Source organism: Lysinibacillus agricola (genome assembly GCF_016638705.1).
GTDB classification, from domain to species: Bacteria; Bacillota; Bacilli; order Bacillales_A; family Planococcaceae; genus Lysinibacillus; species Lysinibacillus agricola.
Genome location: NZ_CP067341.1, coordinates 4,254,264 through 4,280,202, shown reverse-complemented (window position 1 = coordinate 4,280,202; position 25,939 = coordinate 4,254,264). Strand labels below are relative to the sequence as shown.

At 38.8% G+C, this 25,939-nt stretch carries 21 protein-coding genes; 15 read left to right on the top strand and 6 right to left on the bottom strand.

Annotated elements, in window-relative coordinates; genetic code table 11:
- Positions 1–153 precede the first annotated feature (153 nt).
- The gene (locus tag FJQ98_RS21400) at positions 154–2,265 is read left to right on the top strand and encodes a bifunctional diguanylate cyclase/phosphodiesterase (protein WP_053592479.1); all 2,112 of its coding nucleotides are present in this window, start codon (positions 154–156) and stop codon (positions 2,263–2,265) included.
- 348 nt (positions 2,266–2,613) lie between these two features.
- Here the strand turns inward: FJQ98_RS21400 and FJQ98_RS21395 are convergent, their stop codons facing one another.
- From FJQ98_RS21395 to FJQ98_RS21385, 3 genes are all read right to left on the bottom strand, one after another.
- Positions 2,614–2,805, bottom strand: a complete 192-nt coding sequence (locus tag FJQ98_RS21395; protein WP_053592431.1) for an H-type small acid-soluble spore protein — start codon at positions 2,803–2,805, stop codon at positions 2,614–2,616.
- Between the two features lie 12 nt (positions 2,806–2,817).
- Positions 2,818–2,991, bottom strand: a complete 174-nt coding sequence (locus FJQ98_RS21390) for a hypothetical protein (protein ID WP_201406540.1) — start codon at positions 2,989–2,991, stop codon at positions 2,818–2,820.
- A gap of 160 nt (positions 2,992–3,151) precedes the next feature.
- On the bottom strand, positions 3,152–4,567 hold the full coding sequence (locus FJQ98_RS21385; protein ID WP_053592432.1) for a glycoside hydrolase family 18 protein: 1,416 nt from the start codon (positions 4,565–4,567) through the stop codon (positions 3,152–3,154).
- A 169-nt stretch (positions 4,568–4,736) separates the two neighbouring features.
- Here FJQ98_RS21385 and FJQ98_RS21380 point away from each other — a divergent pair, with 169 nt between their 5' ends.
- A complete protein-coding gene (locus FJQ98_RS21380) occupies positions 4,737–6,086 on the top strand; it encodes an FAD-binding oxidoreductase (RefSeq protein WP_053592433.1) in 1,350 nt (449 codons plus the stop codon).
- An 83-nt stretch (positions 6,087–6,169) separates the two neighbouring features.
- Here the strand turns inward: FJQ98_RS21380 and FJQ98_RS21375 are convergent, their stop codons facing one another.
- Positions 6,170–6,568 (bottom strand): (deoxy)nucleoside triphosphate pyrophosphohydrolase, encoded by a 399-nt coding sequence (locus tag FJQ98_RS21375; RefSeq protein ID WP_053592434.1) that lies wholly within the window; start codon positions 6,566–6,568, stop codon positions 6,170–6,172.
- A 517-nt stretch (positions 6,569–7,085) separates the two neighbouring features.
- On the opposite strand from FJQ98_RS21375, the gene FJQ98_RS21370 reads away from it, so the two are divergent.
- The 4 genes from FJQ98_RS21370 to pheT all read left to right on the top strand — a co-directional run bounded on the left by FJQ98_RS21370 (position 7,086) and on the right by pheT (position 12,426).
- A complete protein-coding gene (locus FJQ98_RS21370; RefSeq protein WP_053592435.1) occupies positions 7,086–7,850 on the top strand; it encodes a TrmH family RNA methyltransferase in 765 nt (254 codons plus the stop codon).
- 141 nt (positions 7,851–7,991) lie between these two features.
- A complete protein-coding gene (locus FJQ98_RS21365) occupies positions 7,992–8,171 on the top strand; it encodes a hypothetical protein (RefSeq protein ID WP_143114528.1) in 180 nt (59 codons plus the stop codon).
- Between the two features lie 787 nt (positions 8,172–8,958).
- Complete coding sequence (gene pheS, locus FJQ98_RS21360; protein ID WP_053592437.1) at positions 8,959–9,996, top strand: phenylalanine--tRNA ligase subunit alpha; 1,038 nt, start codon at positions 8,959–8,961, stop codon at positions 9,994–9,996.
- A gap of 12 nt (positions 9,997–10,008) precedes the next feature.
- On the top strand, positions 10,009–12,426 hold the full coding sequence (pheT, locus tag FJQ98_RS21355; protein ID WP_053592438.1) for a phenylalanine--tRNA ligase subunit beta: 2,418 nt from the start codon (positions 10,009–10,011) through the stop codon (positions 12,424–12,426).
- A 379-nt stretch (positions 12,427–12,805) separates the two neighbouring features.
- On the opposite strand, the gene rnhC is transcribed toward pheT, so the two are convergent.
- Positions 12,806–13,732, bottom strand: a complete 927-nt coding sequence (gene rnhC, locus FJQ98_RS21350; protein ID WP_053592439.1) for a ribonuclease HIII — start codon at positions 13,730–13,732, stop codon at positions 12,806–12,808.
- Between the two features lie 133 nt (positions 13,733–13,865).
- Here rnhC and zapA point away from each other — a divergent pair, with 133 nt between their 5' ends.
- The 5 genes from zapA to FJQ98_RS21325 are packed head-to-tail and all read left to right on the top strand — an operon-like array spanning position 13,866 to position 19,260.
- Complete coding sequence (gene zapA, locus FJQ98_RS21345; protein ID WP_053592440.1) at positions 13,866–14,126, top strand: cell division protein ZapA; 261 nt, start codon at positions 13,866–13,868, stop codon at positions 14,124–14,126.
- A gap of 5 nt (positions 14,127–14,131) precedes the next feature.
- The gene (locus tag FJQ98_RS21340; RefSeq protein WP_053592441.1) at positions 14,132–14,671 is read left to right on the top strand and encodes a CvpA family protein; all 540 of its coding nucleotides are present in this window, start codon (positions 14,132–14,134) and stop codon (positions 14,669–14,671) included.
- A gap of 59 nt (positions 14,672–14,730) precedes the next feature.
- Positions 14,731–16,440 (top strand): DNA polymerase/3'-5' exonuclease PolX, encoded by a 1,710-nt coding sequence (gene polX, locus FJQ98_RS21335; RefSeq protein ID WP_201406539.1) that lies wholly within the window; start codon positions 14,731–14,733, stop codon positions 16,438–16,440.
- 18 nt (positions 16,441–16,458) lie between these two features.
- Positions 16,459–18,825, top strand: a complete 2,367-nt coding sequence (locus FJQ98_RS21330) for an endonuclease MutS2 (RefSeq protein ID WP_053592442.1) — start codon at positions 16,459–16,461, stop codon at positions 18,823–18,825.
- A gap of 21 nt (positions 18,826–18,846) precedes the next feature.
- Positions 18,847–19,260, top strand: a complete 414-nt coding sequence (locus FJQ98_RS21325) for a DUF350 domain-containing protein (protein ID WP_053592443.1) — start codon at positions 18,847–18,849, stop codon at positions 19,258–19,260.
- A 723-nt stretch (positions 19,261–19,983) separates the two neighbouring features.
- Here FJQ98_RS21325 and FJQ98_RS21320 read toward each other — a convergent pair.
- Complete coding sequence (locus tag FJQ98_RS21320; RefSeq protein ID WP_053592444.1) at positions 19,984–21,339, bottom strand: IS1182 family transposase; 1,356 nt, start codon at positions 21,337–21,339, stop codon at positions 19,984–19,986.
- A gap of 375 nt (positions 21,340–21,714) precedes the next feature.
- On the opposite strand from FJQ98_RS21320, the gene FJQ98_RS21315 reads away from it, so the two are divergent.
- The 4 genes from FJQ98_RS21315 (at position 21,715) to FJQ98_RS21300 (ending at position 25,888) form a co-directional block, all read left to right on the top strand.
- On the top strand, positions 21,715–23,406 hold the full coding sequence (locus tag FJQ98_RS21315) for an AMP-binding protein (protein ID WP_053592445.1): 1,692 nt from the start codon (positions 21,715–21,717) through the stop codon (positions 23,404–23,406).
- Positions 23,407–23,627: 221 nt separating this feature from the next.
- Positions 23,628–24,209 carry a fatty acid metabolism transcriptional regulator FadR gene (fadR, locus tag FJQ98_RS21310; RefSeq protein ID WP_053592446.1) on the top strand — a complete coding sequence of 194 codons (582 nt, stop codon included), beginning with the start codon at positions 23,628–23,630 and terminating at the stop codon, positions 24,207–24,209.
- Positions 24,210–24,223: 14 nt separating this feature from the next.
- Complete coding sequence (locus FJQ98_RS21305; RefSeq protein WP_053592447.1) at positions 24,224–24,997, top strand: enoyl-CoA hydratase; 774 nt, start codon at positions 24,224–24,226, stop codon at positions 24,995–24,997.
- 117 nt (positions 24,998–25,114) lie between these two features.
- Positions 25,115–25,888, top strand: a complete 774-nt coding sequence (locus FJQ98_RS21300; RefSeq protein ID WP_053592448.1) for an electron transfer flavoprotein subunit beta/FixA family protein — start codon at positions 25,115–25,117, stop codon at positions 25,886–25,888.
- The last annotated feature ends 51 nt before the right edge of the window (positions 25,889–25,939 follow it).

Genomic DNA, 25,939 nt, shown 5'->3' with positions numbered 1-25,939 from the left:
AAGAAGTCAAAAAAAAATACAATTTTTAATTCTATATTTCCGTTAGATAGGTAAAATTACCTATCTAATTTAAAAGATATATATTGGTATGGAGGGTTTCTGTTGGAGAAATGGTTGGATCAATTAGAGATAGAAAAGAAAGAGATTTGGTATATAGTATTACCATTATTGCTAGTCATTCCACTATTAGGTTTAAGTAATCAGATGTTTGGTATTTTTAAGGAAGAAAGCTACATATGTTTGAATTTGATTATACAAACACTAATTATTGTTTTTACAATGGCAATCGCTATTCAATCTTGGCTCGTTTTTTCACATTTATTATCAAATCAAACATTATACATAGGTAATTTATTTTTTATCATAGCTTTGTTGGAATTGGTGAGCATGGTTACCGCTCAAAATCCAATGGCTGAAACACAATATATGGAAATGTTTTTACATATAGTAATGCGTTTGTGCTTATCAATCGGTTTTCTATTTATTATTTTAAAGCAAAAAAAACGCTTAACGATGAATTATCGAATTTATACATATGGCAGTTCTTTATTATTTGTATTAGTGACCCTTTTTATAGTGTATTTATCTTCAAAGTATTCCTTGCTTGAAGAGCAATTGGTGTATAAAGCTGACGCGATTGTCCATCTATTGTCTGCTGTCTTACAAGGTGCAACGATAGTGATTTTAAGTAAGTATATAAAACAGTTGCCCAAACGAGTTATGTGGCTTATTAGCGCTGCCATTTATTTAATCATTAGTGATATTTTCTTTATTATCATTAAAGATTGGGAATCTATTTGGGGCTTTTCAGCACTTATTTATCAATTTTTTGCATTCTACTTTTTCCTAAAAGCAATCTATTATACAACGGTCGAAAAACCGTATCAGCAACTATTAAAAATAAAGCAAGACCTTGAGCAATCGCAGCAGGAGCTTCTCTTTCAAGCTTATCATGATGATATTACGCAGCTCCCAAATGAACATCTATTATTAAAAACCTTAAAAGAGGATTTAAATGCCAATAATCATCAAAAAGCAATCATTGCAATTGAGATTGATCGTCTTGCAGCCATCCGCTCATCTATAGGTATTAGCTATTCTAATAAAATGATGAAGCTAGTGGCCGAGAGAATACAAGCCATATTACCTCCTCATTATTTTGCTACAAAGCTTCGTGAGGGTCAGTTCATTATTTATGTTAATCATGTGAAGACATGTGAAGAGCTATTACAATTTTGCTTGAACTTAAAAAGTGCTATGCAAAAACCATTGCAAGTACAACTATTTTCACTCAATGGTAATCTTAATATTGGAATTGCTTTGCATGAAGAAGATTGCTCAGATGAAGAGTTTTTAATGCATGCTCAGTTAGCGATGCGGGAAGCGAGTCAAATACCTCAAAGATTTCTTTTTTATAAGCCATATATGTCAAATGGCATTGCTGATCGTATATTAATTGAGCAAGAGCTCCATAAGGCACTAGCTAATGAAGAATTTTATTTGGACTTCCAGCCTCAGGTGAATTTAAAAACTGGCAAAATTGAATCAGTAGAAGCGCTAGTGCGATGGCGTCATCCAACGCGTGGATTTGTTTCACCGGAGTTGTTCATCCCAATTGCAGAAGAATCTGGCCTTATTATTCCATTAGGGAAATGGATTTTAGAGACGGCATGCTCTCAAGCAAAGACATGGGAAGAGCAAGGTTTACCACCAATGAAGGTTGCCGTTAATTTATCTCTCGGGCAATTATTCCAGCAAGATTTAGTGCAAATGGTGCAAGAGATTTTACAACGAACAAATTTAGAACCAAAATATTTACAATTAGAAATCACGGAAAGTATGACAATGAATATCGATCAAATGACACAGCTACTGCATGAACTAAAGGCACTTGGTATCCAAATTGCTGTCGATGACTTTGGAACAGGGTATTCGTCGCTTTCATATTTAAAAGATTTTCCTATTGATTGTTTGAAAATTGACCGGACGTTTGTTCGAAATATTCAGCATAATCCGAATGATGAAGCACTAGTTTCTATGATTTTATCAATGGCAAAGCATTTGCGATTGAAGGTCGTTGCCGAGGGAATTGAAGAAGTAGAGCAACTTGCTTTCCTTATTGACGGTGATTGCGATTATATTCAGGGCTATTTATTTAGTAAGCCGATTTCTGCTGAACAAATTTCCAATAACTTCAAAGATTTGCACAATCGAGCAAGTGATATTTTAACAAAGCTTAAATATAAAGAGGATTACATAATTTAAAGTTGACGTTAAGAAAATATATAATAATTATTATTATGGCTCATCATCATAACATGGGGTTGATTTCCGTTCCGACTGGGCGGCGCGTCCGATGAGCCGCTTCACTCGCGTTGCGCGCTCCAGGGTCTCATCTGTGACGCTAATCCCCAAGGAGTCGACCAATCGGAACGAAGATCAACTTATATACAGGGAATACGTTTTAACAAATGTCATCCGCAACTTTTGGTGATGAATCATTATTGTGCTCTACCGCCATTTCATGGATTTTAGTATTGGCAATATGTATTTTCAAAAAGAAAAAATCTGCTTACTTCACCACTGTAAGTAAGCAGATTTTTATTATGAGGTTTAATGTACGAGGTACTCTTCCTTTAATTCTCCTATGGCCACTTCGGAGCGTTCCTCTAAAGAACGACGTAAATGAACAGTTGCTGTTTTACCATCATCATGAAGCTTGTCAATCCAGATAGATACGCCATTATAGCTTACTTCATATTCTAAAGGTGAGGTGACAATTTCTTGTGCACGTGTATAATCCACTTGAAGGCCCCCTTATTTTTTTGTCTTGCCTTCTTTAGTGACTGAGTTAATAAGGTCCGTAAACTCTTGTGAAAACTCTTCGTTAGCTTTTTCACTAGCTTTGTTTGGCGCTATTTTTTTGGTTTTTGGCGTTTGAGGTAATGACCCTTTATTTGCGCTTTTACCTTGCTTATTGTCTCTTCCCATGTTTAGTTTCTCCTTTCGTTTTGATATTTCTTAATATGGCTTTGAATCGATTTTTTTATCATGGGAAAAACTAGGGAAAGGTAAGGATTTAATGAAATGTTTAGAACATTTTTGGATTAATAGTAAATTCTTATATGCGCATACTAAGTCTAGTCAAATTTTATAATGAAACCTTTTTGATGGAAAAATCATTATTTAATAGCGCCCAATTTTGTGGGAAAGGGAAACCTAATGCCCAATAGCTAATACCTCGAAGATTATATTCCTTCGTCATATCAAACTTAGCTTGTGCACTTCTAGCATCTTCAAACCATACCTCATGATTTCTACCTTGTTCATCAACATAATGAAAATAAGGTGATTGTGCGGTCCTATCATATTGTATAGTTGCGCCATATTTTACTGCTCTGTTAATCGCTTCTTGAGAGCTGAATGTTTCTGCCTCTTGCCCTTTAACATGCGGTAGAAGCCAATCGCGAGCATAAATTTGAAAGCCTAAAAATATTTTGTTAGCAGGCATTACTGATAACGCATATTCTACAACTTTTCTCATTTCATTAATTGGTGAAATTGCTTGCGGCGGACCAAGTCGGTAACCCCACTCATATGTCATCAAAACTACAAAATCTGCAATTCTTCCGTGTGCCTCATAATCATGTGCCTCATATAAAGTTCCTGCCTGAGTTGCGCTCGTTTTCGGGGCAAGTGCTGTTGATACTAGGAATCCTTTTGGATGAAGACGATCAACAGCTAATTGGAGGAAAGTGTTATAATTCTCTCGATCTGCCGGAAGAACGTTTTCGAAATCAACATTTAGAACTTTATATCCCTTTTCCTGCATCACCTCCAGAGCATTGTTGATGACCTTTTCCCGTAGTTCTGCACTAGATAAAATAACATGGGATAAGTTGGAGCCTGTTTGTGTGGAAGAGAAGTTCGTAAGGGTTAGCATAGGTGTAATATTTTTGGCAATAGCTGCATCAATCATTTCTTTATCTTGTATAGGCTGTAATGAGCCATCCTCCTTCATCATATAAGCAAAGGGGCTAAAATAAGTAAGCAGATGACCGATAGCGTTAATCGAACGCACAGCTTCTTCAGGCTTTTGATACGTATAGGCATTTACTTCAACGGAAGGTTTTGCTCTCGGAATAATCAAACTCGTACCAACATAAATCATATTTGGGTTAGAGATACCATTTTCTAAAGCGATTGCTTGAACGGTCGTACCATATTGATTGGCAATTTGCGATAGAGTCTCTCCTGACTGCACAATATGTGTAGTGGGTGGAATAACAAGTCTAGTTCCAGGCGTTAAAACATCTGGATTCGTTAAATGATTTTCTGTGATAATCGATTGAATAGGTACACCGTATTGTTTAGCTATTGACCATAAAGTATCGCCCCTTTTTACAATATGGGTTGTGTAAGGAGAGGGGATAACGAGTGATTGTCCGATTACTAATTGATCTGGATTAGATAATGCGTTTATTTGGATAATGGAATTGATAGGTACGGAATAGTGGTTTGCAATTTGCCAAAGTGTTTCACCAGCGCTCACCACATGAATAATCATTAGGACACCTCCTAGGTGGTTTCAATATATCATCATATGTATGAATGAAGAAAATGAGCATTTATCTTTAATTATTACTGGATAAAAAAATTTAAACTTCATATTCTTTCCAAGTGGTATGCATAGGATAGAACATATGCATTGCATCATTTGAGAAAGGAGCTGGATTTTGAAGAAAGTAAAGCTCACAGGAAGAATTGTTATCCCTGATGATCCGGATTATGACCTAGCAAGAACAAATAATAACTTAAATGATCCAAAATTTCCGAGTATCATTGTGTTTTGTCAAAATACGAAAGACGTTATCCATGCATTAAGATCGGCGAGAGAAAATAATGAACCATTTCGAATCAGAAGTGGGAGACATAATTATGAAAATTATTCATTATTAAATGAAGGTCTTGTTATAGATGTTAGTGAAATGAATGAAATAACAATTAACATGAAAGATATGACAGCGAGAATTGAAGCGGGTGCTAATTTAGGAAAAGTGTATCGGGTATTATGGGAAAATGGTTTTACAATCCCCGCAGGAACTGAAGGTAGTGTAGGGGTTGTTGGTTTGACGCTTGGAGGAGGAATTGGCATGCTATCGCGTCCATTTGGGCTAACATGTGACAGTCTACTAGAACTTGAAATGGTTGTTGCAAATGGTCATGAAGGGGCTGAAGTAATCCAAGCTGACAAGCAAAGAAATAGTGATTTATTTTGGGCAAGTTGTGGCGGGGGCGGTGGAAATTTTGGCATCGTTACAGCTCTTACATTTAAATTGCATCCTATTTCTAACGTATCGATTTTCTCCATTACATGGGGATGGGAAGATTTTGAACGAGCATTTGACGCATGGCAAAAATGGGCACCGTACACAGATGAACGCTTGACCTCACAAATTGAGCTTAAATCTAAGGAAGTTGGCGAAATTGTAGCTCAAGGTGAGTTTATAGGTGCAGCATCTGAACTAAAGAAACTACTCCGCCCAATAAGAAAAACAGGTTCACCAACGAATATATGGGTAAAGGAAGTACCATATATTAAAGCCGTAGAATTTTTTGACTTACCGAGTGGCAATAAACCAGATCTTCGTAAAAGGTCAGGATCCTTTATTGAAAGACCATTCCCTCATGCGGCCATTGTACAAATGAAAGAATTTTTAACGAATGCTCCAAATAGAAATACGACCATTTGGCAGCAATCTCTTAGAGGCGAGGTAAGTCAAATTGCGCCAAATCGAACAGCCTATTATTATAGGAATGCTTTAATTGCTCAGGAGTATATTACTTCATGGAAAAAGCCTAAAGAAGAAGAAAAAAATATTCAGTGGGTGGAAAATTTAAGACGGGCTTTGTCACCTTACACTACTGGTGATTATGTAAATTTCCCAGATCGTTTTATAAAAGATTGGCCAACTGCCTATTATGGTCGTAATCTTAGAATGCTTAGAGAAGTAAAGGGAAGATATGATCCGTTCAATGTATTTAATTTCCCTCAAAGTATTCCGCCAAATAAAAAATGGCTTTAAATGATGGATAAGAGATACTTAAAAATAAGAAAGAGCAGAATGTAGAGTTTCATATTAGTATAGTCATTGCTGCTCTTTTCTTTCTATTTTCCTTCTGCAAGTAATTTGTTAATTGCTGGAATATCGGCAGGTGCGAAATTTAGATCTAGAAGTTGATTTCGAGGAACCCATCTAATTTCAGCGTGTTCTAGCACGACAGGCTCCCCCTTTATGATTGAAGCCTTATATGTTTCTAAACGTACAATGAATTTTTCGTATTCATGAATGGTATCTTCTACTTTTTTCCCAACTTGTATCGAGCAATTAAATTCCTCTAATATTTCACGGGTTAAAGCTTGTTCAGGTGATTCACCATCCTCAATTTTACCGCCAGGAAATTCCAAATAGTTTGCTAGTACCATATTAGGATTTCTCAACGCACAAAAAAATTCATGCTTGTCATTTTCTATAATTGCACCTACTACATGTACATTTTTTTTCATTCATGTTCATCCTTAAGTTTATTTTTGAATCTTAGCCATCACCCAAAATGGGAATTGCATTGTATTTCTAAAATATTGAAAATTATAACATGTATTTCTGAATTTACCCATTATCTAGTGGTTAATAATTTGTCTCATAACGTGTGGTTGATTTCCGTTCCGACTGGGCGCTTTGTAGCTGCCGCTTTGCTTTCGCTACAGAAAACAATTGCCGCTGACGCTTCGCTTTCGCACAGATAAAACATTGCCGCTGTTGGTCACGAAGGCGTTATCACAGGACGTGATGCTCTTAGCCTTCGTTCCTCTATTGCTAATCCCCAAGGAGTCGCCCAGTCGTAACGAAGATCAACTAATATAATATCTTTTACTTTTGGTGCTTTCCTGGAGGTATCTAATGAGTCAATTATTGATCGACAGTAAAATAACAATAAAACTGTTTTTTGCATGACTATGTAATTTGTCGTTTTCTACTGTATAATAATGAACAGTAAATAGGATAAAGGCGGTACGAAGTACGATGAAAAGAATTGAATCTACGCAAAATGCGTTAGTGAAATATTGGAAAAAGCTAGCGGCGACACGTAAAGAGCGTGAAAGATCAGGGGAATTCATAGTTGAAGGATTCCATTTAGTAGAAGAAGCATTAAAAAATAAAGAGCAGGTGCTGCAGCTAATTGTTCGTGAAGGTGTAGATTTACCAATGCTTTGGCCGATTGATAATGTAGCCGTCGTTGAAGTAACATCGGCTGTTGCCAAGGAGTTTGCTGAAACGGAGACTTCTCAAGGTGTATTTGCAGTTTGTAAGCAGCCTTTGTTAGAAGCAGAAGTAATGGTTTCATGGCGCAAAGTGCTACTTATTGATGCTGTCCAAGATCCAGGAAATATTGGGACGATGATTCGTACAGCGGATGCGGCTGGTTTAGATGCAGTAATTCTCGGTAAGGGTTGTGCAGATTTATATAATCCTAAAACACTTCGTTCTGCACAAGGCTCACATTTCCATATTCCTGTCCTCCGAGGTGATTTAGAGGAATGGATTGAGCAGCTACAGGAAAATGGTGTACCAGTATTTGGAACTGCCTTAGATGAGGATGCAGTTGTCTATAGTGATATTGAGCATACGGGTGCATTCGCTATAATGATGGGGAATGAAGGAAGTGGCATTCATCCACAACTACTTTCGATGACAGATCAAAATATTATTATTCCAATTTTTGGACAGGCAGAGTCTCTAAATGTAGCAGTGGCAACAGGAATAGTTTTATATGGATTTGTTAAGTAATTAATAAAAGGAATTTCAACTGCGGTTATAAGTATTTGATAAAATCGTTAAAAGTAGTCTTATTACCAAAATTTGCAGATGACATTTTTAAAAATATATACCCTGTGTATTAGTTGATCTTCGTTACGACTGGGCGACTCCTTGGGGATTAGCGTCACAGATGAGACCCTGCAGCGAAGCGAAGCGGCTCATCGGACGCCCCCAGGAAGCTCTGCTCTGTGCGAAAGCGAAGCGACAGCAACAAATGTTTTTTGTAGCGAAAGCAAAGCGGCAGCTACAAAGCGCCCAGTCGGAACGGAAATCAACCACACGTTATGGTGATGAGCCTAAAATTGCAGATAGAACCATCAATATCGATGGTAATAGGCACATGGCTCTTGATTTGAATTGGTATAGTATTGTATAATCACTTTTAAAATGTAAACTAAAATGCTTTGACCGGGAAGTAGTAAAGATTGTGAATGGACGACAGGGAGCGTAGGCCGGAGATTGAGAGCCAGCGCCGTACCAATGCAGTTTTGAATTCATCTCGCGAGCAGCTACCGGGACCAGCGAAATGCTGTAAAGGTTTGCCGGCTTTAATCTAGTCGTTATGTCAATGAAGTGATTGCGAGGAGTTTGCCTTGCAATAACTAGGGTGGTACCGCGAATATGTCCTCGTCCCTTTTTTAGGGGCGAGTTTTTTTGTGCCATCATTTGGCATTATCTTCATTCAGTAAAAGACTCCCACCTTTGAAGGTGGTGAGATAAATGCGGATGTGGTTCCTTTTCAGTGGGTGTCCAAACACCTACTGAATGAAGATAAAGCCTCCGGCGGATGTCACGGATTTTCAAAGGAATGAATATGGGATGTTAGCCTAAAATCTTCGCATCCTGCGAAAACGGCTAACTGACCTGCATCGGTAAAAACGCCACGTCCTGTGGCATTACCGAAATGACCGACATCGTGTCGGCCCTCGTGCAGGCCCGGGTACAATTCAAAATCCGGACGCATTGTTTATCTGTAGCGAAAGCAAAGCGACAGCTACAAATGTTTTCTGTGCGAAAGCGAAGCGACAGCAACAATTACGCCAAGGCGAAATTGATTTAATCAAGGAGGGTTTATTACATGGAAGAGCAATTAAAGCAATTAGAGCAAGAAGCACTTGCTAAAATTGAAGCGGCAGCAAATTTAAAGGAACTAAATGATGTGCGAGTAGCGTATCTAGGAAAAAAAGGACCTATCACTGATTTATTAAAAGGGATGGGGAAATTATCAGCTGAGGAACGCCCGAAAATGGGTGCCTTAGTCAATACAGTTCGTGAAAAGGTTACAGCTGTATTAGAGGAAAAAGCGACTGTGTTAGAGGAAGCGGCAATTGCTGAAAAATTAGCAAGTGAGTCGATTGATGTCACTTTACCTGGCCGTGAAATTAAAGTTGGGAATCGCCATCCATTAACACGCGTTATTGAAGAAATTGAAGATTTATTTATCGGTATGGGCTATGAAATTGCAGAAGGTCCGGAAGTGGAGAAGGATTATTATAACTTCGAGGCACTGAACTTACCGAAGGGACACCCTGCTCGTGATATGCAAGATTCGTTTTATATTTCCGAGGAAATATTATTACGTACGCATACATCTCCTGTGCAAGCTCGCACAATGGAAGATAAGAAAGGTGAATCAATTCGCATTATTTGCCCAGGAAAAGTATTCCGCCGTGACAACGATGATGCTACACACTCACACCAGTTCATGCAAATTGAAGGGCTAGTTATTGGCGAAAATATTCGTATGAGTGACCTTAAAGGTACTTTAGATACTCTTGCGAAAAAAATGTTCGGTGCAGACCGCGAAATTCGACTTCGACCAAGCTTCTTCCCATTCACAGAGCCATCTGTTGAAATGGATATTTCTTGCTTTAAATGTGGTGGTTCTGGCTGTAACGTATGTAAAGGCACAGGCTGGATTGAAATTTTAGGTGCAGGTATGGTGCATCCTAATGTACTTGAAATGGCTGGCTATGATCCGAAGAAGGTTTCTGGCTTTGCATTCGGTATCGGTGCTGAACGTATCGCAATGTTGAAATATGGTGTCGACGATATTCGTCATTTCTATACAAGTGACACACGTTTCTTATCACAATTCGAGCGAACAGAGGCGTAAGGGGGATAAAAAATGTTAGTATCATTAGAATGGTTAAAAGATTATGTAAGTACACAGGATTTAACGCCTGAGGAGTTAGCTGAAAAAATTACGCGCTCTGGGATTGAAGTAGATGCAGTAATTGACCGTGCTAACGCAATGGATAAAGTTGTTGTTGGCTATGTCGTATCAAAAGAGAAACACCCTGAAGCAGATAAATTAAATATTTGCCAAGTGGATGTTGGTGAAGCTGAACCACAACAAATTATTTGTGGTGCGCCAAACGTTGATGCTGGTCAAAAAGTTATTGTCGCTCGTCCAGGTGCACATTTACCAGGCGGCATTAAAATAAAAAAAGCAAAACTTCGTGGACATGAATCAAACGGTATGATTTGTTCATTACAAGAGTTAGGAATCGAAGGGAAACTTGTTCCTAAAGCATATTCTGAAGGTATTTATGTACTTCCTACTGATGCTGAAGTCGGCTCGGATGCCCTTGCTATTTTAGGTCTACGTGACACAGTATTAGAGCTTGGTTTAACACCAAACCGCTCAGACGCGTTGTCAATGCTAGGAGTAGCGTACGAAGTTGGCGCAATTCTAACTGAAGAAGTAAAATATCCAGAAATCGCCTACAGCACATCTTCTGAAAAAGCAGAAGACATGTTAAAGCTTCGAGTAGAAGATTTACAAGCAAACCCAATGTATGTAGCAAAAGTTGTGAAAAACGTAAAAATCGCGGAATCACCGATGTGGCTACAAAATCGCTTAATGGCAGCAGGCGTACGCCCACATAATAATGTTGTCGATGTTACGAACTACATTTTAATGGAATACGGTCAACCGCTTCATGCCTTTGACTACGATAGCCTAGCAACAGGTGAAATCGTAGTGCGTAAAGCAACAGAAGGCGAAAAAATGACAACTTTAGATGACCAAGAGCGTACATTAAAGGCAACAGATTTAGTCATTACAAATGGTAAGGAGCCAGTAGCTATCGCAGGTGTAATGGGTGGTGCAAACTCTGAAGTAAATGATTCTACAACAACTGTTGTAATCGAATCTGCTTACTTCGACGGCTTAACTGTACGTCAAACATCACGTCATCTTGGACTTCGTTCAGATGCTTCTGCTCGCTTTGAAAAGGGTGTCGACCCTAACCGTGTGTTACCTGCTGCAGAACGTGCTGCAGCACTACTAGCTAAATTAGCTGGCGGTGAAGTGTTAGAGGGAACATGCATCGTGGATGAACTAGATAAATCACCAGCACGTGTTGTCGTTTCTCCAGATTTTATTAATGAACGTTTAGGTATGAAAATTTCGTTAGAAGAGATGTTGTCTATTTTAGAGCGTCTTAAATTTGGCGTTGAAGCAGCAAATGGTTTACTAATCGTTGATGCACCAACACGTCGTCAAGATATTAAAATTGAAGAAGATATCGTAGAGGAAATTGCTCGCCTATACGGCTATGATGAAATTCCGATGACTTTACCAGAGGGAGCAAACCAAGTAGGCCGTCTAACACCATACCAAGCAAATCGTCGTGTAGTTCGTAGTTACATGGAAGGGGCAGGTCTTTACCAAGCTGTCACTTACTCATTGACTTCAGATGCATTGTCACAACGCTTTGCATTGAAAGCTGAGCCGGTAACACGTTTACTAATGCCGATGAGTGAGGACCGTTCAACACTACGTCAAAGTCTTATCCCGCATTTAATTGAAGCTGCTGCATATAATGTGGCGCGTAAGGCTGACAATGTGGCATTGTATGAAATTGGTTCAGTATTCCTTGGTCAATCAGAAGAGGGGCTACCATATGAAGAAGAGCATGTGGCGGCAGTAGTAACAGGAAAATGGCTTGACCATGCTTGGCAGGGGGAGAAAAAAGCAGTAGATTTCTTCGTTTTAAAAGGCATTGTAGAAGGTGTTATCGGCAAGCTTGGTTTAGAGGACCGTATTTCATTTGTGAAAGCTGAAGTAGATGGATTACACCCAGGACGTACTGCTAGCATTCTTTTAGACGGTGAACAAGTCGGTATTATCGGTGGATTACACCCAGCAGAACAAAAAGCATGGGGTGTAAAAGACACATATGTAATGGAAATGAATCTAGTAACATTATTAAATGCTACTGCAAAAGAAGCACCTCTAGGTTATACACCAGTGCCTCGTTTCCCAGCAATGTCTCGTGATATTGCACTTATCATGGACCGTACAACAACAGCTGGAGAGGTTATTGCTGCGATTCGCTCAGCAGGCGTGAAATTATTGAAAGACGTTCGTGTATTCGACGTATATGAAGGTGAAAAAATGGAGGCTGGTAAAAAATCAGTGGCATTCTCACTAATATACTTCGATCCAGAGCGTACATTAACAGACGATGAGGTTGTTGCAGCACATAATAAAGTATTAAAAGCTATCGCAACAATTGAAGGCACAGAAGTACGCTAACTTAATAACTATTGTAAGCTGTCTCGTAATGAGGCAGCTTTTTTATGGTTCAATAGTATTTTCGATGAAATTTACTCCCTATTAACGGATCTTATATGCCGTTATAAAACTGTTGCAAATAGCAGAAGTATGAGTCAAATGGAGTGATGGAGAGGAGATATTTTCAACCTAAACTTTTTAGAAATAATAAAAAATAAATCATTAGTATTTATTAGCTTGAAATAAATTCTTCTAAAATGAAAATGATAAATTTTTGATATAAAGAATTTCGCTAACTACAGTCGAGGGCAAGTCATGTAAACTTGTAATCAGCTGGAGTATAGCGAAAATTTTTTATTTGTCTATAAGACCAAATTTTTCAGGAAAAGCCTGATTAGTTTTATTTCATTTTCCTAGCTTTTTCTGTATTAGCAAAATGCCATTTCGTAATGGAGCGTAAAAATTCTTCACCTTGCCCACGCCAAATACGTGCTGCTGATGCATCCACCTTTGCCGAAGCTCCCTTCAATAACTCAATACCGGCAATCTCACTCAGTCGATCCATCTCCTTTAAAAATGCCGCACGAGCTAATATCGATGCAGATGCTACTGAAACATGTAATTGCTCAGCTTTCGTAGAAAATAGTACATCATCTCGAACAATTTCACGTTCATTTTTCAAGTAATTGTAATACACACCACGTTCTGCAAACTGATCTATCAATATATGCTCTGGTTTTTCGGGTGCCATTTTTGACAGTGCATTTTTAAGTGCTCTATTATGCATCATAGCCTTCATTTTGCCCTGAGAGTAGCCCCGTGATTGTAATTCGTTATATTTTTCGTTGCGTAGTACAAGCACGCTGTGAACGCAAGCTGCACGTAAATCTGGTGCTATTTTACGCATATAATCATCCGTTAGCATTTTTGAGTCCTTGACACCAAGCGCGTTTACTAACTCAATTTTTGATGAAGGCACATATACAGCGGCAACTGTAATTGGACCGAAATAATCGCCAGTACCAGTTTCGTCTGAGCCTAGCACTGACATTGTAGCAAAACCTTCTGGAAGAACGTCGCCCTTTGCTCCTATCGCCGATGATTTTTGTTTATTTTTTACTTCTATGTTTCCCCAGCGTGCAGCTTCTCGCTCAGCTCCACCCCCTTGGAACATTAATTTACCTGATTTGTACATCGTAATGGCCGTATCTGGCAGCTTTGCAGCAAAGATTACGCCAGGTGCTTTACGTTCTACAAAATGATTTGCATAGAAAGACATCACCTCTTTTTGTTTATTTGATGATATTGAAAGTACAATATTTGACATTAAATCGTTCCTTTCTGTCCTGATTGTTCACAATTTTATACCTTTCATGGTATGATAATAAATAGCTTTTTTGTGTGATGCTGCTCACAATCGAAAAATCGTGAGCGCAAAGATTATAAAGGAGGGTGCGACTATGGAAAATAAAGAAAAGAATAAAATTTCCGTGGAAATATATGGTCATACATATAAAATGGTCGGCTCTGAATCCATTGGACATATGCGACTTGTCGCTTCGATTGTTGATGACCGTATGCGCGAGATGAATGTACATAATCCCTCACTTGATAGCACAAAGCTTGCCGTTCTTACAGCAGTAAATACCGTTCATGATTATTTACTATTAAAAGAACAAATAGAGCAACTAGAAGAAGAATTGAAAAAATTAAAGGGTTGAAGTGAATGTTAGATTTAATCATATTAGTGTTGCTATTAGCTGGGCTCATTGTTGGAGCAAAACGTGGTTTCATCGTACAGATGATGCATATCGTTAGCTTTATAGTTGCCCTAATTGTTGCGTATATTTATTATAAACCATTAGCACAAAAATTTGTTTTTTGGGTTCCGTATCCTGGTGTAACGGATTCAGGTAGTCTTGGAGTAGTCATTGATAGCCTGGATTTAGACCGCACTTTTTACCAGATCGTGGCCTTTGCCGTTATTTTCTTTGCGGTGAAAATTACATTGCAAATTGTGGCATCGATTTTTGATTTTATAGCGTATTTACCTGTGTTAGGCACATTGAATCGTTGGCTTGGAGCACTGTTTGGCATGATTGAAAACTATTTAATTATGTTTATTTTGCTATACATCCTTGCTTTATTGCCAATTGATCTTATTCAAAGTTTAATGTCGAAGTCGTTGTTAAGTGGTTTAATTTTGGAACATACACCGATCATTACAAATATGTTCCAAAACTGGTGGTATATTTATATGCAATAGCAAACTGTGCACTTCTCTCGGTTTTGAGGGAAGTGTTTTTACGATAGGAGGAATTTCCAGTGAACAAAAAAACAATTATTCGCACACTTGAGAAAATTGCATTGTATATGGAATTACAAGGGGAAAATCCATTCAAGGTATCTGCCTTTCGAAAAGCTGCTGCTGCACTTGAGGGAGACAGGCGCTCATTAAGTGAGATGGAGGATGTAACAAAGCTTAAAGGTATTGGTAAAGGGACAGCTGCTGTTATTGAGGATTTAATGACAACTGGGGAATCAAGCTTATTAAAAGAATTAGAAGAAATTGTACCAAAAGGGTTGCTCCCATTATTAAAACTTCCAGGCTTAGGTGGTAAAAAAATAGCCAAGCTTCATCAAGAGTTAGGAATTGATTCTGCGGAAAGTTTAAAGGCTGCTTGTGAGGCATGCAAAGTTCGTGAGCTAGCAGGCTTTGCAGCAAAAACCGAAGAAAAAATTTTAAAGGAACTTGCAAATTTAGCAAATCGTTCCGAACGTTTACCGATTTGGCAGCTAGAGCCTGTTGTTTTACAAATTGAAGCACTTCTAGGTAGTATGGAAAAAGTGGAACGTTTTTCTGTTGCTGGAAGCTTCCGTCGCGCAGCAGAAACAAGTAAAGATATTGATTTTATTGTTGTAACTGAAGCAGTTGAAGCTGTACGTGAAAAATTACTGAAAGAGCTCTCTATACAAGAAGTAGTGGCAGCTGGTGATACAAAGATTTCAGTTATTTTAGATTTAGAAGAGCCAGTGAGCGTAGATTTTCGATTAGTGAAGGATGCTGAATATGCAACGGCCTTACATCATTTCACAGGCTCAAAAGATCACAATGTCCGCATGCGTCAAATTGCTAAAGCCCGTGGTGAAAAGATTAGTGAATATGGCGTAGAGCAGGCAGATAGCACAGTATTGACATTTAAGGATGAAGAAGAATTTTTTGCACATTTCGATTTACCATTTATTCCACCTAGTTTGCGCACAGGTACAACGGAATTTGACAAAACAGAAGACATTAAAAGTCTAGTAAAACTAGAAGATATTAAAGCAGACTTACATATGCATACAACGTGGTCTGATGGTGCATACTCTGTAGCTGAAATGGGCGAGGCATTAATAGCGCGTGATTATCAATATAGCGTTATTACTGACCATTCACAATTTTTAAAAGTAGCAAATGGTTTAACGCCGGAGCGTTTGATAAAGCAACGTGCTGAAATTGAGGCATTTAATGAAACACATCCAGATTTTCAATTATACGCAGGAACAGAAATGGATATTTTGCCAGATGGTTCCCTCGATTTTGAAGATGATGTGCTGAAAGAATTAGATTTTGTCATTGCTTCCATTCACTCTAGTTTTACACAATCACAGGAAAAAATAATGGCGCGTTTACTTACTGCGATGCAAAATCCGTATGTCCATATGATCGCCCATCCAACTGGTCGCATTATTGAGGATCGAAATGGCTATAATCCAGATATGGAGCAATTAATTGCTTGGGCAAAGGAATATGGTAAAATTTTAGAGTTAAATGCGAATCCATATCGTCTAGATTTATGTGTTGAACATTTAGAAATGGCTTTAACAGCTGGCGTACCCGTAGCAATCAATACGGATGCCCATGATATTGCTCATTTACGCTTTATGGATATTGGGGTGCGCTACGCAAACAGGGCATGGTTGAAAAAGGATATGATTGTGAATACATGGACGCAAGAGCAATTTGAAGCGTTCATTCGACGAAATAAATAGGTTGAGGAGGTGTTCTCAGTGATCGCAGAACGCGCATTGAAAACACTAGAATATGATAAAGTACGTCAACAAGTGGCTACATACTGTACTTCATCAATCGGCAAATCAGCCATTGATGAACTTGTACCACAAACAGACTATGAAAAAGTTGTACAATTATTAGAAGAGATGGATGAAGGACTCTCCATTTTACGTGTTAAAGGCAATGTACCGATGGGTGGAATTTTTGATGTACGACCAGCTGCAAGGCGTGCACAAATCGGTGGCATGCTTTCAGCGATGGAATTAATGGAAGTCTCAAGTACGATTCGAGCAAGTAGAATTCTTCGCAATTTTATTGAAGATTTAGAATCAGAAGAAGTGATTGAGATCCCTCATTTCATCGTCAAAAAGGAGTCAATGCCTGTTTTAACAGGCTTGCAACATGAAATTAATAACTGTATTGATGACAATGGCTCAGTGCTAGACTCTGCAAGTCAAACTTTGCGTTCAATTCGCCAATCTTTACGCGCTGAGGAGGCTAAAGTACGTTCTAAGCTTGAAAGTCTTACTCGTGGGAGCAATGCTGCAAAAATGCTCTCAGATGCACTTGTAACGATTCGTAATGATCGCTTTGTTATCCCGGTTAAGCAAGAGTATCGTCATCATTATGGTGGAATTGTGCATGACCAATCATCTTCTGGTCAAACATTATTCATCGAGCCAGATTCGGTTGTACAAGCGAATAATGAAATTCATCGATTAAAAATGAAGGAGCAAGCTGAAGTTGAACGTATTTTACTTGCTTTAAGTGCAATGGTAGAGGAAGTAGCTCCGGATTTATTTAACTTAGTAAAAGTTCTAGGTGAAATAGACGTTATTTTAGCAAAAGGCAAGTATGGTCAAGCAAACAAATGTACAATGCCTAAAATGAATAACGATGGCTATATTCGTCTTGTGCGTGCACGTCATCCACTTTTACCGATTGAAACGGCAGTTGCTAACGATATTGAATTTGGGAAAGACATTACGGCAATTGTTATTACAGGACCAAACACTGGTGGTAAAACCGTGACTTTAAAAACAGTTGGACTGAGTACATTAATGGCACAGGCCGGGTTACCAGTACCTGCACTTGATGGTTCAGAGCTAGCCGTTTTCAAGCAGCTTTTTGCGGATATTGGAGATGAACAGTCAATTGAGCAATCATTGTCAACATTCTCTTCTCATATGGTCAACATCGTAGATATTTTACAAAAATTTGATGACGAATCACTTGTGCTATTTGACGAATTAGGTGCCGGTACAGATCCTCAGGAGGGGGCAGCTCTGGCCATCTCTATTTTAGATGAAGTACATGGTCGAGGTGCCCGCGTTATGGCAACGACGCACTATCCTGAGCTAAAAGCATACGGCTATAATCGTCCAGGGGTTGCTAATGCAAGTGTGGAGTTTGATATTGAGACGTTGAGTCCAACATATCGTCTACTTATCGGTGTACCAGGTCGCTCCAATGCATTTGAAATCTCAAGTCGCCTTGGCTTACCAGAGTCGATTATTGACCGCGCAAAAAGCTTTACAGGTACAGATCGCCATGAAGTGGAGTCAATGATTGCTTCACTAGAAGAGACTCGTCGTCAATCCGAAGATGATGCAGAACGCTCTCATGAATTAATGATAGAGTCTGAAGCACTACGAAAAGAGCTACAAGAAAAACTACAAGCTTACGATGACCGCAAAGAGGCACTCGATAAAAAAGCGAAAGAAAAAGCTCGTAAAATTGTTGATGAAGCAAAAAGAGAAGCAGAATCAATTATTGCAGAGCTTCGGGAAATGCGCAAAAATGCAGACCAAGTTGTCAAGGAGCATGAGCTTATCGAAGCTCGTAAACGATTGGAAGAAGCGACACCGCTTGAAGACAATAAAGTGCTGAAAAAAGCGGCACAAGTAAAGGCCCGTGCACAAAACTTAGTTGTCGGAGACGAGGTAAAGGTGTTAAGCTATGGTCAACGGGGTACATTGCTCGAAAAAGTATCGAATTCCGAATGGGTTGTCCAAATGGGTATTTTAAAAATGAAAATCTCAGATAGTGATCTGGAGTACATTAAACCTGAAAAGGAGCCTGTGCAACGTATTGCAGGTGTGAAAAATCGCACCAGCCAAGTAAAATTAGAATTAGATTTACGCGGCGAGCGCTATGAAGATGCCATTTTACGTACGGAAAAATATATTGATGATGCCTTACTTGCTAATTATGGGCGTGTGTCAATTATTCACGGTGTCGGTACAGGTGCATTGCGTCAAGGAATTCAAACCTATTTGAAAAAGCATAAGCGTGTTAAATCCTTCCGTTTTGGTGAAGCCGGTGAGGGGGGCTTAGGCGTCACGGTTGTGGAATTGAAATAAGCTGTAAAGGGGACGGAGAAAATGCTGAATTCTAGCTTTTGGCGATATCCAATTATCGAAACGGCAGGATATTTTAGTGTTGTTGTGTTATGTTTAGTCGTCTCGATGGCATTGTTCGAAGTCGTTACGAAATATAAAAATTGGGAAGAAATTAAGAATGGTAATGTCGCTGTGGCACTTGCAACAGGTGGGAAAATACTGGGGATATGCAATATTTTTCGCTTTTCCATTGCACGCCATAGCACGTTAAGTGAAATGATTGGCTGGGGTCTTTTTGGCTTTACATTACTTATTGTTGCGTATTTCTTATTTGAATTTATGACACCACGTTTTAAAGTCGATCAAGAAATCGAAAATGATAATCGCTCAGTCGGCTTCATTTCCTTTACTATATCAGTCGGTCTATCGTTTGTAATTGGGGCAAGTATTGCATAGGAGTGTAATGATATGGAAAAATTAGCGAAAGTACTAATCGTTGTCTGCATCGCATTTTTGGCAGTCGGTGTCTACTATATGATGACCATTTAACTTAGAAACGCATCCTTTTGTGAGGGTGCGTTTCTTTCGTTTTAATGGGTAAAGAGAAGAACTGCTCGGGTAGGTAGCGACGGAAAGGAGAGTCAGAGAGACGGAAAGAAGAGTCGAAGTGACGGAAATAAGTCAGGGAGACGGATAGGAAAGCTAGAGCGACGGAAAGAAGAGTCGAAGAGACGGAAAGAAGCCAGGGAGACGGATAGGAAGGCTAAAGCGACGGAAAGGAGAGCCAGAGCGACGGAAAGAAGAGTCGAAGTGACGGAAATAAGTCAGGGAGACGGATAGGAAGGCTAAAGTGACGGAAAGAAGAGCCAGAGCGACGGAAAGAAGAGCCGAAGAGGCGGAAAGAAGAGTCAAAACGACGGAAAAGAGTAAAGAACTGCTCAGGCCCGAAGAGAAACCGATCAGGTTGAGTGTGTAATCGCTCCAAAAGATAAAAAACTTCAATACCCTCGAAAAAAATCATAAGTTACATCATCCTCACATCAAAACTATCACACAAAAATACTAAAACCTATTAATATTCCTTCATCTATCTAAAAAGTCATCATTGAATCAATTTCATAAACCATATTTTCCAAGAGCTTAGACTGCTCCTATTAAGATAAATTACGTTTTTAAAAATTATGCTGCTTGAGTTTGTGTTTGTAATAAAGCATTCAGACGATCTACTGCTAATTTGCAGGCATTATAAATAAACGTCACCAGGTTGAAATGAAGTTTTGCTTTTCTTCCTGTTCTGTGACGGACATTGTTTAACTGAAAATATTGCTTTAAGTATGCATTTACACGTTCAACGGCTGTGCGCTCTTTATATAGTTGTTTCCAAAGTTCAGAGCCTCGTGCTGGATACGTGAATTTTCGTAAATCCGTGTCACATTTGATTTTGAAAACCTTCTGACAGAGGGAATCATTACGTAACGGACAGGTTGCACATTCCTTTGGTCTTGTGAATTTTAGTGTTCGGTACTTTTCATCGAAGCTGTCGTAACAGTAGCTGTGTTCACGTACACATGTCGGTCTGAAATGCTCATCAAATCCAAGATACTCGCCTTCATTGCGGACATTGTAAGGAATAACCGCACGCATTTGATACTCGTGTAATTGACTGTAAATAGGTTCATAATCATACCCTGCATCCAATATAGCGGTCGTGAAATGCTCTGGAAATTGGTCTTCTACTTTCTTTAAAAGAGGAATCGCTGCTTTACTATCTGACAAATTAGCAGATGTCATGAGGCGTCCAACGATATATTGCCCCTTTGTTGTTACCGCGAGATGCCCTTTAAAGCCAAACCAAAACGTATTTTTGCCGTCACTGTTCTTTTTGATGCCCCAATACGGTTCGATGGGCGCATCTTGCCACAGTGTTTCTAGTGGTGTATCGAGTTGGTCCTTGATTTCTTTTTCATAAGTTGACTGATTGGCTTTGATTTTTGCTTGTTCCATAAGCCAAGCGTCTCGTTCTTCTTTTGATTTTCGTCCACGTTTTTTGGGTGGTGCAGGTTCTTTTTTCTCCGAAGGTTTTGCCGCATCGCGTGATTCGAAATGTGTGGCATCTATCGCGAGGTGTTTATCACAAATGAAACCTTCTATAAAGGCTGTTTGAATCAATGTATCTTGCATGTGATCGAGCACATCTGATTGACTAATGACGTCGATCATACGCGAATAGGACGCTTCAGATGGAACCACGTCTGAAACGAGAAAACCGCAATCGAATCGAAATAAAGGATCGTTGACTAAACGTTTGATTAAATCCTTGATCGTTGGAATCCGCTCAACAATACGAACAATGAGTGACTGTATCATGGCACCGTAATTTAATTCACGTGGGGCACCACGTAATGTCTTTTTTGAAAACAACTGAAAAATAGGTTGCACGTCGAAAGTGGCAAAAATCGCATCAAAACGACGGGAACTTTCCATTTCCAATAATTCTTGGATGTCAAATAGGCTCATTTGTTTTACAATAGTCATAGGGCATTCACCTCATTCAGTATGTTAGTTTCGTCGCTACCATTATACCGAATTTGGGGAGGTGCCCGTTTTTTATTGTTTTAGAACCCTTGATACTAAAGGGACTAGAATTATGAAATTAACTCCATTAAATAATTATTTTTTGAATATAGAAATATTAGCTCAGTCTTTTGCATAAAAAAAGAAAGAATGAATGAGGATTCATAAGGCGTACTGATCCAAAATCCTTAGAAATATAGTTATATAAATGTTGTGAAACGCATAATAATTAATCGAAAATGCAATTATTTTCTATTTTGTGTTTGAAAGTGTATTTCTTTTTCATTATAATTAAAATAAGAGTTTACAAAGTTTGGGACAAAGGGGAGAGGACGTATGACAACAAAACCATGGCTAACAAATTATCCTGAAGAAGTACCATCGTCTTTAACGTTTGAGGAAATTCCTGTGCAAGAGTTTTTAACGCGTGCCTATAAAAAGAATCCATCCAAAGTTGCGATTCATTTTATGGGTAGGGATTTGACGTACACCGAGCTATATGAGTCAGCGCTAAGGTTCGCAAACTATTTACAAGCCCTTGGAGTAGAAAAAGGAGATCGCGTGGCTATTATGCTGCCAAACTCACCACAAAGTGTAATCGCTTACTACGGGGCGATGTACGCTGGAGCGATTGTCGTACAAACAAATCCACTTTATACTGAGCGTGAACTTCAATATCAAATGGCTGATTCAGGTGCGAAAGTTATTTTAGTGATGGATATTTTATATCCGCGTGTCATGAAAATCATAAAGGAAACTACACTTGAAAATGTAATTGTCACAGCCATTAAAGATTATTTACCATTTCCCAAAAATTTAGTTTATCCATTTATTCAAAAAAAGCAGTATGGTTTTAGTGTAAAGGTTGAACATAGTGGTCAAAATCATCTATTTTCAGAAATTATGCGCTCTACGCCAATCAAGATGATTGATATCCCATTTGATTTTGAAGAGGACATTGCTCTGCTTCAATATACAGGTGGTACAACAGGCTTTCCTAAGGGTGTTATGCTGACCCATAAAAACTTAATTGCCAATACAACAATGTGTGATTCATGGATGTATAAATGTGTACATGGTGAGGAAACCATTATGGGTGTACTACCATTCTTCCATGTTTATGGTATGACTACTGTTATGTTATTATCAGTTTTCACGCAAAATAAAATGGTGCTATTACCAAAGTTTGACGCAGAAACAGCATTGAAAACGATTGATAAGCAAAAACCAACTCTATTCCCAGGTGCACCGACTTTATATATTGGTCTATTAAATCATCCGGATATTGCAAAGTACGACTTATCGTCCATTAAAGCATGCTTAAGTGGCTCTGCTTCACTGCCAGTAGAGGTGCAAGAGAAATTTGAAGCGGTAACAGGAGGAAAGCTTGTAGAAGGATATGGTCTAACAGAAACTTCTCCTGTCACACATTCTACACCAATTTGGGGTAAGCGTGTCATGGGCTCGATTGGTTTACCTTGGCCAAATACGGATTCAATAATTTTACGTACAGGGGATACGGAGGCACTTCCAGTCGGTGAAGTTGGTGAAATAGCTGTAAAAGGGCCACAGGTTATGAAAGGCTATTGGAATCGACCTGAAGATACAGCAGCATCGTTCGTAGATGGCTGGTTTTTAACAGGTGATCTGGGCTATATGGACGAGGAAGGCTATTTCTATGTGGTTGATCGTAAAAAAGATTTGATTATCGCAGGTGGATTTAATATTTACCCTCGTGAGGTAGAGGAAGTACTATATGAACGAGAGGAAATCCAAGAATGTGTAGTTGCGGGCATACCGGATCCATATCGCGGAGAAACAGTAAAAGCTTATATTGTTTTAAAAGAAGGATATTCGATAACAGAAGACGAATTAAATAAATATTGCCGTCAACACTTGGCTGCTTTCAAAGTTCCGCGCTACTATGAGTTTAGAGATGAGTTACCGAAAACAGCAGTCGGGAAAATTTTACGTCGTACGTTAGTGGACGAAGAAAAAACGAAATTGGCGAATAAAGAAGCAAAATAAATACGTGATAAAGTATTGACAAGCAAAGATGTAAATTATAATATGAAAATATGAATGAATGACCATTCATATTTTCATATTTTTTTAGGTCAATACGTCACATCCTTAGCTAGGTTAATAGATTACTGTTCATTGAAGGATGACATCATGTAGAAAAATTAGAATCTTTAATCGAGCATGAATGTAGACGTGCGCAAGTTTTTTTAGGTGGTGATATAAAAGTGAAACGTGATAAGCCAAAATATAAGCAAATTATTGATGCAGCTGTCATCGTTATTGCAGAGAATGGGTATCACCAAGCACAAGTATCGAAGATCGCCAAACAGGCAGGGGTGGCCGACGGAACAATCTATTTATATTTTAAAAATAAAGAAGATATATTAATTTCTGTCTTTAATGAAAAAATGGCTGTTTTTGTAGAGTCATTACAAGATATAATAGAAAATGGAAGTACGTCTAAAGACAAACTTTCACGAATGATAGAAAATCATTTTAATGTTCTAGCGACAGATCGATACCTAGCAACCGTCACTCAATTAGAACTACGACAATCGAACAAGGATTTACGACTAAAAATCAATTCGGTGTTAAGAGAGTATTTACAATTACTTGATCAAATTTTAATCGAAGGTATGCTCTCTGGTGAGTTCAATCAAACGATGGATGTACGCTTGGCACGTCAAATGGTATTTGGAACAATTGACGAAACCATTACGTCGTGGGTCATGAATGACTATCGATATGATTTGATGGAACAGGTTCCAAAGGTTCAGGCATTAATCCTGAACGGCATTAAAGCTTAAAAGGATGTGGAGAAATGGAATTTCTAAGTTGGAAAGTAGAAGATGGGGTAGCAATTATTACGATTGCACGTCCGCCAGCAAACGCATTATCCCGCGGAATCATTACCGAAGTAAATGCTGTGCTAGATGCCGTAGAAAACGATGACGCTGTACGTGTCCTTGTACTTCACGGTGAAGGTCGTTTTTTCTCAGCAGGTGCCGACATTAAGGAATTTACAGAGGTTGGATCTGGCGATGAATTTACGAAGCTAGCTAGCAACGGTCAGCAAGTTTTTGAGCGAGTTGAATCGTTCTCTAAACCTATTATTGCTGCAATTCATGGTGCCGCACTAGGTGGGGGTCTTGAACTAGCAATGAGCTGTCATCTGCGCTATGTGACAGAATCTGCGAAATTAGGGCTACCTGAATTACAATTAGGTCTTATTCCAGGTTTCGGGGGTACACAGCGTCTACCACGATATGTAGGGGTTGCGAAAGCTGCAGAAATGATGTTTACAAGTGAGCCAATTTCTGGTGCAGAAGCCGTGCAATGGGGCTTAGCGAATCGTGCGTTTACAGATGAAGCATTACTTGAAGAAACGCTAAAGGTAGCGAAGAAGATTGCGAAGAAGAGCCCGGTTGCTTTAAAAGCAGCTATTCAAACATTGCAATATGCTAAGCATGCTTCATTCTATGAAGGGATTGAGGCAGAAGCAAAATCCTTTGGCACAGTATTCGTTTCGGAAGATGCTAAAGAGGGAATTCAAGCATTTATTGAAAAACGCGAGCCTGTGTTTACTGGCAAATAATATTCCATCAGTGTCGATAGCGACTTGAAAAAGTGTTATCGACGTTATCGACACTGAAAATATATAATATTTATAAATTTACTTAGAAATAAAAAACGTTTCAGGAGGTATGGATATATGAACATTTTTGCATTAATTAAACGTACGTTTGATACAGAAGAAAAAATCGTTGTGTCAGGTGGTAAAATCCAAGAGGATGGCGCAGAATTCATCATCAATCCTTACGATGAATATGCAATTGAAGAAGCAATTCAAGTACGTGACGCTGCTGGCGGTAAAGTAACAGTTGTTTCAATTGGTGGCGAAGATGCAGAAAAGCAATTACGCACAGCTCTTGCAATGGGAGCAGATGAAGCGGTTCTTATTAATACAGAAGACGATCTAGATGAACTGGATCAAAATGCAGCTGCATATATTTTAGCTGAGTATTTAAAAGATAAAGACCCTGATTTAATTTTAACAGGAAACGTTGCAATTGACGGAGGTTCTGGTCAAGTAGGCCCACGTGTTGCAGATTTACTAGACATTAATTATGTAACAACAATTACAAAGCTTGAAATCGACGGAACATCTGCGAAAATTGTGCGCGATATCGAAGGTGATTCAGAAGTTATCGAGACATCTTTACCACTTTTAGTAACAGCTCAGCAAGGTTTAAACGAGCCACGTTACCCATCTTTACCAGGTATTATGAAAGCGAAGAAGAAACCGCTTGCAGAACTTGAGTTAGATGATTTAGATATCGATGAAGATGATGTAGAAGTTAAGGTAGAAACAGTTGATATTTTCTTACCAGCTCAAAAGGCAGCAGGTCGTGTTCTTGAGGGCGAACTTTCTGCACAAGTAAAAGAACTAGTAAACCTACTTCATACAGAGGCGAAAGTAGTTTAAGTCATCTGATAACGCAAATCGAATCTTAAAGGGTAACGGAGGGAATATACT

Bases quoted from the DNA above. Each gene is read 5' to 3' on its own strand.
- FJQ98_RS21305 (WP_053592447.1), top strand. From the start codon at position 24,224: ATGGAATTTCTAAGTTGGAAAGTAGAAGATGGGGTAGCAATTATTACG.
- zapA (WP_053592440.1), top strand. From the start codon at position 13,866: ATGGAAAATAAAGAAAAGAATAAAATTTCCGTGGAAATATATGGTCAT.
- FJQ98_RS21320 (WP_053592444.1), bottom strand. From the start codon at position 21,339: ATGACTATTGTAAAACAAATGAGCCTATTTGACATCCAAGAATTATTG.
- FJQ98_RS21300 (WP_053592448.1), top strand. From the start codon at position 25,115: ATGAACATTTTTGCATTAATTAAACGTACGTTTGATACAGAAGAAAAA.
- FJQ98_RS21385 (WP_053592432.1), bottom strand. From the start codon at position 4,567: ATGATTATTCATGTGGTGAGCGCTGGTGAAACACTTTGGCAAATTGCA.
- FJQ98_RS21375 (WP_053592434.1), bottom strand. From the start codon at position 6,568: ATGAAAAAAAATGTACATGTAGTAGGTGCAATTATAGAAAATGACAAG.
- FJQ98_RS21340 (WP_053592441.1), top strand. From the start codon at position 14,132: ATGTTAGATTTAATCATATTAGTGTTGCTATTAGCTGGGCTCATTGTT.
- FJQ98_RS21370 (WP_053592435.1), top strand. From the start codon at position 7,086: ATGAAAAGAATTGAATCTACGCAAAATGCGTTAGTGAAATATTGGAAA.
- rnhC (WP_053592439.1), bottom strand. From the start codon at position 13,732: ATGTCAAATATTGTACTTTCAATATCATCAAATAAACAAAAAGAGGTG.
- pheS (WP_053592437.1), top strand. From the start codon at position 8,959: ATGGAAGAGCAATTAAAGCAATTAGAGCAAGAAGCACTTGCTAAAATT.
- FJQ98_RS21325 (WP_053592443.1), top strand. From the start codon at position 18,847: ATGCTGAATTCTAGCTTTTGGCGATATCCAATTATCGAAACGGCAGGA.
- pheT (WP_053592438.1), top strand. From the start codon at position 10,009: ATGTTAGTATCATTAGAATGGTTAAAAGATTATGTAAGTACACAGGAT.
- FJQ98_RS21315 (WP_053592445.1), top strand. From the start codon at position 21,715: ATGACAACAAAACCATGGCTAACAAATTATCCTGAAGAAGTACCATCG.
- FJQ98_RS21390 (WP_201406540.1), bottom strand. From the start codon at position 2,991: ATGGGAAGAGACAATAAGCAAGGTAAAAGCGCAAATAAAGGGTCATTA.